General features: G+C 53.1%; 9 protein-coding genes. 4 read left to right on the top strand and 5 right to left on the bottom strand.

Features of this window, described 5'->3' with window-relative positions; all coding sequences use genetic code 11:
• Positions 1 to 161: 161 nt before the first annotated feature.
• The 3 genes from HMPREF3050_RS05215 to HMPREF3050_RS05225 all read right to left on the bottom strand — a co-directional run bounded on the left by HMPREF3050_RS05215 (position 162) and on the right by HMPREF3050_RS05225 (position 3,632).
• Entirely contained in the window at positions 162 to 1,178 is a 1,017-nt protein-coding gene (locus tag HMPREF3050_RS05215; RefSeq protein WP_003761924.1) for a lysozyme inhibitor LprI family protein, read from the bottom strand.
• 127 nt (positions 1,179 to 1,305) lie between these two features.
• The gene (gene gltS / locus HMPREF3050_RS05220; RefSeq protein WP_009310801.1) at positions 1,306 to 2,526 is read right to left on the bottom strand and encodes a sodium/glutamate symporter; all 1,221 of its coding nucleotides are present in this window, start codon (positions 2,524 to 2,526) and stop codon (positions 1,306 to 1,308) included.
• A 335-nt stretch (positions 2,527 to 2,861) separates the two neighbouring features.
• A complete protein-coding gene (locus tag HMPREF3050_RS05225; protein ID WP_070773836.1) occupies positions 2,862 to 3,632 on the bottom strand; it encodes a ParA family protein in 771 nt (256 codons plus the stop codon).
• 447 nt (positions 3,633 to 4,079) lie between these two features.
• Here HMPREF3050_RS05225 and HMPREF3050_RS15150 point away from each other — a divergent pair, with 447 nt between their 5' ends.
• The 3 genes from HMPREF3050_RS15150 (at position 4,080) to pdxA (ending at position 7,541) form a co-directional block, all read left to right on the top strand.
• Positions 4,080 to 4,328, top strand: coding sequence for a hypothetical protein (locus HMPREF3050_RS15150; RefSeq protein WP_070773848.1), 249 nt, complete (start codon positions 4,080 to 4,082; stop codon positions 4,326 to 4,328).
• Positions 4,329 to 4,666: 338 nt separating this feature from the next.
• Entirely contained in the window at positions 4,667 to 6,445 is a 1,779-nt protein-coding gene (locus HMPREF3050_RS05240; RefSeq protein WP_070773837.1) for a J domain-containing protein, read from the top strand.
• A 97-nt stretch (positions 6,446 to 6,542) separates the two neighbouring features.
• Positions 6,543 to 7,541 carry a 4-hydroxythreonine-4-phosphate dehydrogenase PdxA gene (gene pdxA, locus HMPREF3050_RS05245; protein WP_070773838.1) on the top strand — a complete coding sequence of 333 codons (999 nt, stop codon included), beginning with the start codon at positions 6,543 to 6,545 and terminating at the stop codon, positions 7,539 to 7,541.
• An 82-nt stretch (positions 7,542 to 7,623) separates the two neighbouring features.
• On the opposite strand, the gene HMPREF3050_RS05250 is transcribed toward pdxA, so the two are convergent.
• Together HMPREF3050_RS05250 and recC are read right to left on the bottom strand one after the other, a co-directional pair.
• Entirely contained in the window at positions 7,624 to 7,998 is a 375-nt protein-coding gene (locus HMPREF3050_RS05250; protein WP_070773839.1) for a hypothetical protein, read from the bottom strand.
• A 69-nt stretch (positions 7,999 to 8,067) separates the two neighbouring features.
• Complete coding sequence (recC, locus tag HMPREF3050_RS05255) at positions 8,068 to 11,274, bottom strand: exodeoxyribonuclease V subunit gamma (RefSeq protein ID WP_070773842.1); 3,207 nt, start codon at positions 11,272 to 11,274, stop codon at positions 8,068 to 8,070.
• 113 nt (positions 11,275 to 11,387) lie between these two features.
• Between recC and hslO the strand changes: the two genes are divergently transcribed.
• Positions 11,388 to 12,293, top strand: coding sequence for an Hsp33 family molecular chaperone HslO (hslO, locus tag HMPREF3050_RS05260; RefSeq protein ID WP_070773844.1), 906 nt, complete (start codon positions 11,388 to 11,390; stop codon positions 12,291 to 12,293).
• Positions 12,294 to 12,329: the final 36 nt, after the last annotated feature.

Raw genomic sequence — 12,329 nt, forward strand, 5'->3', positions numbered from 1 at the left:
ACGCCGTACTGGTTTAAATTTAATCCACTATATTATGCAACGAGCAATGTGGATTGTACCGCAATACAAAGGTCGTCTGAAATGCCAAACAGCATTTCAGACGACCTTTTAATAACGGACAGAAGGCTTATCAACACCAGCCTGCCGTCGGCTTTGCAGCGTCAGTTGATCGAATAGCCGCGCAGATATTGGGTACGCTCGCGCGTCATGCGGGTATCGCATTGGAGCTTGAGGTATTCGTTTTGCGCCGGACTGTCCGCCCTTGCTGCCGCCTGTTGGCAGTTTTGGTTTTTGGTTTGAATCCAAGCGCGTTGTTCTGCCAGCATTTCCTGTTGGACAGTGCGCTCCATGCCGTCCCATACGCCTTTGATTTCCGCCTCTGCCTGATGGTTTTGCGAACGGGCATTATCTAAGTCGCTTTGAGAGAACGAAGGCTGCTCCTGCTTCTCTTCGCCGTCAGGGCGCAGGATTTCGGTTTCAAGGCCCGCGGCAGGCGGTACGCCCGAAGCTTGGCTCGCCGCGTTGTTTTCCAAAATATCTTCTGCTTTGGCGACAGGCGGCTCTTCAGCGGCTTTGCTTTGCAGGATTTTGATCGCCTCTTCTTTGCTGACTGCCTTACCGTCTATCATCACGATGCTTTTGACACCGTAAGGCAGCAGTAAGGAAGACAGGGTTTGCGCAGTCATGTTGACGGTATTGTCTTCCAAAGAAACCGTACCGACTTTCGGATCGGGCGTATAGCGGACGCTGGTTGAGAACGTGTTGTTCTCAAAGCTCAGGTTGCTGCCCATGATTTTCTGCTGAAGCATTTCGGTCAAGCCGGTATTGCTGTAAATCAGCGGACTGTTGGCATCGGCGGTACGCAATACTTCGGCAGGGATTTGGATTTTCAAATCGGCGCTGCACAAGGATTTGTTGTCTTCCGTAATTTCTTGCGGATTGTCCAAGACGATATTCAACTCGGAGCCGGCGGCAATGATTTTATCGGCATCGACAAATTGGCGGCTGTCGGCACGGACAAAGGAACGCGCCTCGCGCTTGATGGTTTCTTGGATTTGGTTGCGGATACTTTGAATGGCGGCAGGATTGCCACACTCCAAAGCCTGCTTGGGTTCTTCTTTGCCGCACGCCGCCAACATCAGGGCGATAAGCGGTAAAGCCAGCAGTTTTTTGTGCATAAATAATACTCCTTGATACGGCTCGGAAACCGCATCGTTTTGTCGTTCAGACGACCATCATAACAAAAGCACTTGCAACAAGTAAATGTTGCAAGTGCTTTTTCAACGAAACGTTATAAATGCTTACTTATTTGGTAATGACATTTACGAAACCGGAAAGGATTGCTGCGTTAATCAAGTCCACGAAGAACGCGCCGACCATAGGCACAATCAAGAAGGCTTTGTGCGAAGGACCGAAGGTCTGAGTGATGGACTGCATATTGGCAACGGCGGTCGGCGTGGCGCCCAAACCGAAGCCGCAGTGTCCTGCCGCCAAAACCGCCGCATCGTAGTCGCGTCCCATAAAGACATAAGTCACGAATGTCGCATACAAAATCATCACGACGGTTTGTACGGCGAGGATGATGGTTACAGGACCCGCCAGACCGGTCAACTCCCACAATTTCAGGTTCAAAAGTGCCATCGCGAGGAAAAGCGACAGGGAGGCATTGCCGAATACGTCGATAGCGCGGTCGAACATATTGACTTTAAACGCGGAAGTCAGAATGTTGCGGATGACGACACCGGCAAACAGACACCATACGAATTTCGGCAAGTCATACAGATATTCTTTGTCGAAGCCGTCCACAATTTCGGCAAATGCCAAACACGCTGCAAACATGGCAAGCGTTTCGACGGCGGATTCGGCGGTAATCAGGCGGGTGCGCTTCGCTTGTTCGAACACGTCGTCGGCATGTTCGTCTGAATTTGCCTTTTGTCCACTTTGATCGATGGGTTTGCGTCCCATTTTGTTGATCAGACGGCGCGCAACCGGGCCGCCGATCAGGCCGCCGAATACCAAACCGAACGTGGCGGAAGCCATACCCAATCCGGTAGCACCAACCAAGCCGAATTTGTTTTCAAAGTCCGGACCCCATGCGCCTGCGGTACCGTGTCCGCCGGTCAGGGTAATCGAGCCGGTAATCAGGCCGATAAGCGGATTCAAATCCAAAATCTTCGCCAAGCCGACGCCGACAAAGTTCTGCACGATGATAAACGCCCCTACGACGGCGGTGAAAATCACCAACGGCAGACCGCCTGCTTTCAAGCGGGAGAAATCCGCGCTCAAACCGATAGAAGTGAAGAAAATCAGCATGAATGCGTCTTGCAGCGGTTTTTCAAATTTGAAGCTCACGTCGTAAGCTTGATGCAGTGCAAACAGGATAATCGCAGCAATCAAGCCGCCTGCCACAGGCTCGGGAATGTTGAAATCGCGCAGGAATTTGACTTTGTTTACCAAAACCTTACCAATCAACAAAACCAATGTGGCGGCAATCAACGTGTAGTAACTGTTAAATTCCCATTCCATAATCGTTTTACCTCTCAAAATCTCAAAAATGTTTTTCTTAAATCCGCCGTGCGGAATTAAACTGTTGGATATTAGGGGATGGGTTAAAGATTGTCAAAGAATAGCCTTTTGTTTTTTGAATTTTTTACATATGGCATTTTTAAAATCATCAAAATATTTATAAGCATCATGGCATTACATGAAGCTACTTTTTGTTTATTAATTAAATATTTTTAATCCGAATGATATTATTGTTGACAATTCTTCTCGTCAGAATATGGGCTTGATAACGAAAAAGGTCGTCTGGAAACTTGGAAATCAAGTTTTCAGACGACCTTTTTATCTTTCAGGCTAACTCAACCTTTAGTCCGCTCCAACAGTTCTTCCGCCAAGGCGAGGTAGGCTTTGGTGCCTTTGGCGTTGGCATCGTAGGCGAGCGCGGGCATGCCGTGGCTGGGGGCTTCGGCGAGGCGGACGTTGCGGGGGATGACGGTTTGGAACATCAGGTTGCCGAAATGTTGGAAAAGTTGTTCGCTGACTTCGACGACGAGGCGGCTGCGGCTGTCGTAGAGGGTGCGGACGATGCCGGTGATGTCGAGGCGCGGGTTGATTGCCTGACGGATTTTGCGCACGGTGGCAATCAAGTCGGAGATGCCTTCGAGGGCATAGTATTCGCACAACATGGGGACGATGACGCCGTTGGCGGCGACGAGTCCGTTGAGCGTGAGCAGGGTCAGCGAAGGGGGGCAGTCGATGAGGACGAAGTCGTAGTCATTTTCGACGGTTTGCAGGGCGTTTTTGAGGCGGATTTCACGGGCGATTTCTTGCACCAGCTCGATTTCGGCACCGGCAAGCGCGCGGTTGGCGCCGAGTACGTCATAGCTGCCGTCCCCGCTGCGGACGACGGCGGTTTTGATGTCGGTATCGCCCAATACGACTTGGTACACGCCTTCTTCGAGGCGGGCTTTGTCTATGCCGCTGCCTGTGGTGGCGTTGCCTTGCGGATCGAGGTCGATGACGAGGACGCGTTTGCCTTTGAAGGCGAGCGATGCCGCAAGGTTGACGGTGGTGGTGGTTTTGCCGACGCCGCCTTTTTGGTTGGCGACGGCGAGGATTTGTGCGCTCATGTTTTTGCTGCTGTCGGATAGGTGAATGGCGGAATTTTAACGTTTTTTGCTTGAAATGGGTATAAGGTCGTCTGAAAAGGAAGCGGCGGCGGGCAGAGGCGTCTTTGTCGCATTTCTGTCTGCGTTTCGGTAAATTCTCTTTAAATCCAGACAAAGCAAGGTAATGCCTGCTGATTCAATATGGGTTTTCTATATAATATGCCGTTTTTTTAACTGTCGTAGAGATATACCATGAAAAAATCTTTCTTTGCCCTGTTGCTTGCCGCTGTTTTGCCTGCTGCTAATGCGGCTTCGGCTACCGAACGGGATGTGCAGAGTTCGGCTTTGGCTGCCAAACAGGCTCGGTTGGAATCAGCACAGGCTCAGATGGAAACGGAACTGGCGCGGTTAGCTGCGGATCTGGCGCGTATTGAGGCTTTTATTGCCGCACAAGAGGCGCGTTCCGGCATGGGAGAGAATGAGCGGATAGCGGCTTTGGAAGCCCGTATCAGTAAATTGGAAAAACGCCTTGCCAAGTCAAACTCGTACAACCCGAATCGGGTTTATGTGTGCAGCGTCAAGCCGTTTCAGAAGTTGTTTGAGGCTTCGGGGAAAAACGAATGGGAAGCGCGCCGCGCCGTCCGCACCGCCTGCAATGCGGAAACTTCGGCGATGTTCTGCGAAGATTCTGCCATCCGCTGCGAAAAATACGAATAACGGGGTTTGAACACAAAGGTCGTCTGAAACGGAATCGGGTTTCAGACGACCTTTTTAACGGTATAGTTGATTAAATTTAAATCAGGACAAGGCGAAAGCCGCAGATACAAAGTACAGATAGTACGGAACCGATTCACTTGGTGCTTCAGCACCTTAGAGAATCGTTCTCTTTGAGCTAAGGCGAGGTAACGCCGTCCTGGTTTAAAGTTAATCCACTATATTTTGAAGGCAAGTGGCGTTGTGTTCTGCCGATATCGGTATCGTTTCCTTTGAATTTGAACCAAACCAGGCTGTATACTTTATGACTTGCCGCTGCTCATACCACAACAAGGAAATCTATGGATTGCTGGGAAATTCTGCACATTGCGCCTACCGGTGACGAACGTGCCATCAGGCGCGCTTATGCGAAGCTGTTGAAATCGACACGTCCGGACGATGACGCAGAGGGATATCAGCGGCTGCGCGAGGCGTTTGATGAGGCTTTGGCGCGTGCGCCCTACATCGATGAGGAAGAGGACGCGGACGATTGGTCTTGGGATAATGCCGATAACGATGAGGCAGATATTTCAGACGACCCTGATGGACATACCGAATATGTTGACGGGGCAGCGGCAGAATATGAATCGACCCAAGCCTATCCGTACGATACATGGAAAGACGCAGAAACAGACCGTATTGAAGAAACTGATGTTTCAGACGACCCCTACGGATATAGCGGCGCAACTGCCGAGGTGTATTCATACCATGGATACGATGGCGTAGATGCGGATTATATTTTGGCGGAAATCGGACGCATTCAAGATGAAGGGAAAAGTGAGGCGTTGGAACGCTCCTGGCCCGACATCCGCGCTTTATTGGACCGGCTGCCTTTGGGCGAATCGGAATATATTGCTTGGGAATTTTTGGATTTTCTGCGCGATCGGTATATTTCGAATATCATCGTATGGGCGCAATGGGCGTCTTATTTCCGCTGGCACGAGAGCCGCGAAGTTCTCCACCGTATGAGCACGGACGAGCTGGAGTGGGTTTATGACTGCATCAATGCGGCGGAAGTTTTATCTGACAACACCAATGGCAAATTCCCGCTCTTGCATAGCTTGAACCGCCTGACCGAGCAAGGGCGCGATATGCGGGCAACGGTGAATGCGTTTTTCCTGAATACGGCTTTACAGGAAGAAATATCGCCATCCATACGCACGGCACTGATGAGGCGCAAGACGAAACTGACGTCTGTTTTACAGAAAGCGCAATCATGGCGGCAGATGCGGATTGTGCTGCCGATTGTGGCGATATTCGTCGCCATGTTTACAGCGGCAGCCGATGACGCTTTATCCGCCTATATCGAGGCGTATTATTCGTTGGCCCTCGTCTCCTCCCTCACGCTGGCGCTCTTGTGTTTCTTGGTCAATGTCTGCCGAAGTATATTTTTCACATGGCTGCCATCTCTCTACAAACTCTTCACGGCGACTTTTGTGTTTAAAAAAGCGGCGATTGTGCGCGCTTTCGTATTGCCTGTCGTGATGACCGCCGTGTGCCTGACCCCGACCGGTTCGGTAATGTTCTTCCTGCTGACCGTACTCGCATGGATATATTCATGGTGTACCTTTTTCTCCTACATCAAAAGCGAACGGAGTATTGTCGGCGGTCTGACGGTCAATCTGTCATTGATTGCCATGTTTCCGATAATCAATGTGCTAAACAAACACTTAGAGCAAACGGCGGGCAACTCGGTATTGCTTATCCTGACGGCTTTGATGATATTGTTGTGGTTCAACGCCAATCTGTATCTGCGGTCGTTCCATCCCCATCTGTCAAAAAAACAGGCGCAATTCCTGCTGGCACCTTGTTCACCCAACGCATCCTTTCCTGCCAGGGCGGCCGCTTCATTCGCCTCCGCACTGGTTTGGATGCTGACGCTGCCGCAGCGATGCGCCGACTATACCGAACGGGATGATATTTGGACACCTTTGGGTTTCGGCGTACTGGCATGTATGCTGACGCTTATCCTGCCGCTCGGCGGAAATCGGATGTTGTGGTTTTACCCGACCGCATTCGCACTCGGCTGGCTGGTGCTTGTTTTGAAACAAAATGCCTACCGCAGCCTGATGCGGGCATAAGCAAAAGGTCGTCTGAAAAATTTTCAGACGACCTCAAACATACCGTACAACGCTGTTTTCATTTTTCTGCAACAGATTCATTCCATAAGGAATCCGCATGACTTTACCTGTTTTAGCCGTGACTTCGGGCGAACCTGCCGGCATCGGCCCCGATATCTGCTTGGATTTGGCGTTTGCCGATTTGCCGTGCCGCTGCATCGTGTTGGGCGACAAAAATCTGCTGCAAAGCCGTGCCGAACAATTAGGCAAAACCATCACCCTGCAAGATTTCGACCCGCAGGGCGGCAAGCCCGAACGCGGCATATTGGAAGTGTTGCACATTCCTTTAGCCGCGCCCTGCCTAGCGGGCAAACTCAATCCCGCCAATGCCGCCTACGTCCTCAAACTGCTGGACACTGCCCATCAAGGCATTTCAGACGACCTCTTTGACGGCATGGTTACTGCGCCGCTGCACAAAGGCGTCATCAACGACGGACACGCCAGCGATCATTTCTTCAGCGGCCACACCGAATACCTCGCCGAAAAAAGCCAAACCGAACAAGTCGTCATGATGCTCGCAGGCGGCGGATTGCGGGTGGCGCTCGTCACTACCCACCTTCCGCTCAAAGATATCGCCGCCGCCATTACCCGCCCGCTGGTCGAATCCGTGACCCGCATCCTTCACGCCGACCTGCGCGACAAATTCGGCATCGCCCGCCCCCGCATCCTAGTGACCGGACTGAATCCGCACGCAGGCGAAAACGGCCATCTCGGTCATGAAGAAATCGACATCATCATCCCCGCGCTCAAGCAGCTGCAAAGCGAAGGCATAGACGCACGCGGCCCGTATCCCGCCGATACGGTATTCCAGCCCTTTTTACTCAAAGACGCCGATGCCGTTTTAGCGATGTATCACGACCAAGGGCTGCCCACGCTCAAATACGCGGGCTTCGGGCAAGGCGTCAACGTCACGCTCGGACTGCCCTTTATCCGCACCTCGGTCGATCACGGTACCGCCCTCGACCTTGCCGGAACGGGCAAAGCAGACTCAGGCAGCCTCATGACCGCCGTTGCCACCGCATTGGAAATGGCGCGCCATATCAACCCACGTTTCTGAAACCGGATTTCGTTTATCAAATACGTTCTTGAAGCCCAAGGTCGTCTGAAAACCAGCAACGCCATCCGAAACGATATGCGGCTTACCTGACAAACGAATCCACAAACTCGGCACAGTCCTCGCTGCTGCACCTTGTTTTTAAAGTCTTCAAGTGCGCAAACAACTGCTGTTTCTCGCTGTCGCTCAGTTTATGCCCTTTGTCATCACGGACTTGGTTGTACTTAGGCGTATTTTTGACATCGAAACCGCGGTTGATAAAGAAAACCGTTTCCTTGCCTGCCGCGTTGCGCACGGTCAGCATCATGCTGCCGCCGTCTGCCGCGATGGCGCATTTATCTTCAACAATGGCGGTATAGTCGGTGTAGTCGGTGTACATGGCTGATCTCGGTTTGGCTTGGCTGTACGCCGTTTGACTCAATAAAACGGCGACAGCGATCGCGATAAAATGTTTCAACATCATTTGCTCCTTTTGCGTTTTCAGAGTGCACAGCCTGCCTGTGGTACGGCCTCTTCTGATTTCCGGCTTCTATGTCGCATCCGACGATTCTTCCTTTACCGCGTCCAGCAGCGGTATCAGCAGCTCTTCCACCAATCTTTGGAACAACGCTCCTTCTACCGGCTCGGTATCTTCGTTGCCGAACACTAAGGCGACTTCGGTATAGTCTTTTTGACCTTTGCTGACTTTGTTGCCGTGATAGCTTTCCTTGGCTTTGTTCAGGGCATCTTCCCAGCTCTGTTTTTTGCCGTAGGCTTCGGCGGCGGCGAGGCTGGTTTTGGCGAAGAAAGGCAGCGGGCGCGTTTGTCCGAGGTTGAAGAACGCCAGCCATTTTTGCAGCATTTGTTGCGCGTGGCTGCTAGGGATTGCGGGATAAAGCGTCGTTTCTTCGGGCTGAACGATATAGGTTTGGTAGGTTTCGGTTTCAGACGACCCTACCGTGCAAAAGATTAAATGTTCGAGCAAGAGGGCGATGCGCTGCGGGGCATTGGGTTTGCGGTCGAGGTAGAACACTTGTCCGCATTGGTACAGGTTGCCGAGGCTGCCTTGTAGGGTTTGTCCGTCGAATGGGATTTCGTAGGCGAAGGGCGGCAGTTTGGGGCTTTGCAGCAATTCGCCGTCTATGCGTTTGGCGGCAGCTTGGAAATTCTGTTGCCACAATTTACCCAGTTCGCCGGCGGGCAACAGGCTTTCAGCGTCGAGGCGGACGGCAGTTTCTTGAAAGTCTTGGTTGTGGCGGCGGGCGTCGAGGTAGGCGACGGCGATTTTGTCAGCGCGTTGCGGCTCGAAGGGTTCGGCGGATTCCCATGCTTCGTCGCGGTAAGGTTCGCGCCAGCCCAAGGTTTGTTGCAGCCATGCTTTGACGGGATTTTTCCAGAAGAGGATAAAGTCGTCCTGCCAGACGTTCGGTGCGGGGCTGTTTTCTTCTAGGGCTTCGCTGAAAAACGGACGCGCCTGTTCGCGCGGGCGGTTGAGGGCTTCGGCGTAGTCCTGCCGCGTGCTGAAGAGGTCGTCTGAAATGTTGTCTGGGATGAAATAACGGTGTGAGAACGGTTGCAGCGGATGTTGCTCGACCCATTGTTCCGCCAGTTCTTTGCTGCGCCGTCCGGTCATGGCGGCGACGGTGTCGATGAGTTCGCTGACGAGGGCGGACGGGGCGAGTTCGTCGTCGTTGCGGATGCTGCGGCCGACGTAGGAGAGATAAAGGATGTCGCGCGCGCTGATGATGGCTTCGAGGAAGAGGTAGCGGTCGTCGTCGCGACGGGCGCGGTCGCCTTTTTGCGGGTGTTTGGCAATCAAGTCGAACACGGCGGCTTTGGTGTTACGCGGGAAATCGCCGTCGTTCAGTCCCAAGAGGCAGATGACTTTAAACGGCAGACTCCGCATCGGCACCATGCTGCAAAAGGTAATGCCGCCGCGCAGGAATCCTGCTTGGCTTTCGCTGCCTAAGAAGCGGCGGATGTGGCGGATGACGGTGTGTTGTGGCAAAGTGCCGCTAAAGCCCGCCAACGCGGTTTCTTCCTGCCATTTTGCCAACGCCTGCTCAAACTGCTGCAAGGCGTATTGGTCGTCGGCGTCGGGCAGAAACAATGACTGCACCAAATCGCGGCAGCGTTCCGTCCATTCTTCCGCCGCTGCGGGTTTGCGCCACTCGGCGGCAAGGCGGGACAGCGTGCGGATGAAGGCGGCAAAGCGACCGAACACATCAAGGCGGTTGACATCGCCGTGCCACGCGCTGACGTTTTGCCAGAGCGGGCTGCCATCGTCGGGCAGCATCCAGCCCAACACGATGCGTTCCAACGCCTGCTGCCAAGTGAACAGATTGTCCGCCGCGCCGCGCATCGTTCCATCCAAACCCCAATGCACGTTCAATTCGGCAACGGTGTCGTGCAGCAGCGGCAAATCATCCGCCGTCAGCCCGAAACGGCGCAGCACCAAACCGCTTTCCAACAGCGGCAGCACTTTATCGACTTCAAACCGGCTTTCCAGCAAATCCAGCGTTTGCTCCAGCGCGTAAAGCAGCGGCTGGCGGTGGCTGAGTTTCACGTCCGACACCGAATAAGGCAAAGCCTGCGCCCCGCCCTGCGCCTGCCCGAACACCGCCTCGATAAACAGGCTGTACGGTTCGATGTTCGGCGTCAAAACGGCAATATCGTGCGGCTGCCAGTCGGGATGTTCGTGCAGAATCCGCAACAGCTTGTCTTTCAAAATCTGCAATTCGCGCAAGGGGCTGTGTGCCGACACAATACGGACGGAGCCGTCGTCCAGCAAATCCGCGCGGCTGTTTTCAGACGGCATCCGCAGGTTTTGAATATCGTTTTGCAGGCAGTGCAGCAGCGTGTCGTCTGAAACTTCTTCAAACACAGGCTGCTCCTCCAAGCCGATTTCCGTCAGAAAATCAAAAAAATCACGCCCCTGCTTGCCGAGCGATGCCAACAGCGGATGCCCCGTCTGCGACAAATCCGCATCGTCGCCGCCCTTCAAAAGCTGTGCCGCCTCAATCACATTGCCCCAATACTGACCGCTCGGATTGAGCGCGAACACAAACACATCGCAATGTTCCGAAATTTTCTGCAAAAGCTGCAAATACATCGGCGCCATCGTCGAAATGCCGAACACGAAAAACCGCTCGGGCAGGTGCGCCTTATCCAAAGACGACAGCAGCTTTTCCCACAGCGCCACACGGTGCGGCGCGGATTGGTTGCCGTCGTCCAAATACCGCCAAAGCTGCGCCTGCCAGACTTCGTCGTCGCCCAGTCCCAGAAGTTTGCCTTCCTGCCAGGCATCAATCCACTGCGGCCGGTACACCAGATACTGGTCGAAAATATCCGCCAACTGCCCCGCCAACTGATAATCCGCCGACTCGCCGCTGTCCAAATAGCTTTGCAAAATAGAGCGGACGTTTTCAAACTCAGAGGTCGTCTGAAAACGCTCGCTGCGGAACAAATCCAAAAGCCGCCAACGCATCACCTCCGGCGAAAACGGACTGAGCGCGGGAATATCGGGAATCAGCTTCTGCATCAACTGCCACGTCAAACCCGCCGGCAGGCTGAATTGCAAATTCGCCGCCACCCCCAGTTCGCGCGCCAGATAAACACTCAAATAACGCCGCATCCCCTGACTCTGCACCACAATCTGTTCCGCCGCCAAAGCAGACTCAAGCGGCCTGACCCTTTGGATTCCGGCAAACAGGGCGGCTAGCGATTCAAGGCGGTTGGACTGGTAGAGGTAGAACATGGCGATTAAAAGCAAAAGGTTAAGAACGCAAGACAGATTATAAAGTCCCTTGATTTCTCTGCAAGCGCAACCATATAGCCGTCAACCCATCATTCAGAAAAACAGAGGAATTTATGCCGCAAACCGACATCAACCACGCCGATATCCGCACGCGTTTCATCTTTGACGATATGCCTGTGCGCGGTCTGCACGTCCGCCTTGAAAACGTGTGGGAACACATCGCCGGACAAAAACACTACCCTGCCACCATCCGCCGGGCATTAGGCGAACTCCTCGCTGCAGGTGCGCTTCTCTCCAGCAACCTTAAAAACGAAGGCACGCTCATTGTCCAAGTACAAGGACAAGGTCGTCTGAAAATGCTTGTGGTCGAAGCCACATCAGACAACACCGTTCGCGCTACCGCCCGCTGGGATGAAACCGCCGACATCCGTGATGACGAAAGCCTGACCGACCTTTTGGGCAGCAACAGCGTTTTCGTACTCACACATCAACCCAAAGATGCCGAACCTTGGCAAGGCGTTGTCCCGCTTGAAGGCGACAATATCGCCCAAATGCTCATGAACTATATCAAACGTTCCGAGCAACTCGATACCCACATCGTTCTCGCCGCTTCAGATCATGTCAGCGGAGGATTGCTGGTACAACGTCTGCCCGAAGAAGAACTGGACACCGAATCATGGGAACTCATCAGCACACTGACCCAAACGCTGACACCGAAAGAGCTAACTGCCCTAGACGCACAACACGTTCTCTATCGGCTCTATCATGAAACCCCTCCCCGGGTTTTCGATTCCGAAAGTATCGAATTTGCCTGCACCTGCTCACACGGCAAAGTCAGCGATATGTTGCTTATGTTAGGCGGAGAAGAAGTTGGCGGTATTGTTGCAGAACAAGGCAGTATCCAAATCGATTGCGACTTTTGCCACACTAAATACGTATTTGACGAAACGGATGTGAACGCCCTATTTGGTGGAGACGTAGTTGGCATAGTACGCCGGCAAGGCAGTCGTTTCCAATAACGAGCCTTCTCACTGCGCACACTAAGGCAGTATTGC

This window comes from Neisseria sp. HMSC065D04 (assembly GCF_001815675.1).
Classification (GTDB): Bacteria; Pseudomonadota; Gammaproteobacteria; order Burkholderiales; family Neisseriaceae; genus Neisseria.

What these genes read in the sequence shown, in the direction of transcription:
- gltS (WP_009310801.1), bottom strand. Translation starts at nt 2,526, where the DNA reads ATGGAATGGGAATTTAACAGTTACTACACGTTGATTGCCGCCACATTG.
- HMPREF3050_RS15150 (WP_070773848.1), top strand. Translation starts at nt 4,080, where the DNA reads ATGGGAGAGAATGAGCGGATAGCGGCTTTGGAAGCCCGTATCAGTAAA.
- HMPREF3050_RS05215 (WP_003761924.1), bottom strand. Translation starts at nt 1,178, where the DNA reads ATGCACAAAAAACTGCTGGCTTTACCGCTTATCGCCCTGATGTTGGCG.
- HMPREF3050_RS05225 (WP_070773836.1), bottom strand. Translation starts at nt 3,632, where the DNA reads ATGAGCGCACAAATCCTCGCCGTCGCCAACCAAAAAGGCGGCGTCGGC.
- recC (WP_070773842.1), bottom strand. Translation starts at nt 11,274, where the DNA reads ATGTTCTACCTCTACCAGTCCAACCGCCTTGAATCGCTAGCCGCCCTG.
- HMPREF3050_RS05240 (WP_070773837.1), top strand. Translation starts at nt 4,667, where the DNA reads ATGGATTGCTGGGAAATTCTGCACATTGCGCCTACCGGTGACGAACGT.
- HMPREF3050_RS05250 (WP_070773839.1), bottom strand. Translation starts at nt 7,998, where the DNA reads ATGTTGAAACATTTTATCGCGATCGCTGTCGCCGTTTTATTGAGTCAA.
- hslO (WP_070773844.1), top strand. Translation starts at nt 11,388, where the DNA reads ATGCCGCAAACCGACATCAACCACGCCGATATCCGCACGCGTTTCATC.
- pdxA (WP_070773838.1), top strand. Translation starts at nt 6,543, where the DNA reads ATGACTTTACCTGTTTTAGCCGTGACTTCGGGCGAACCTGCCGGCATC.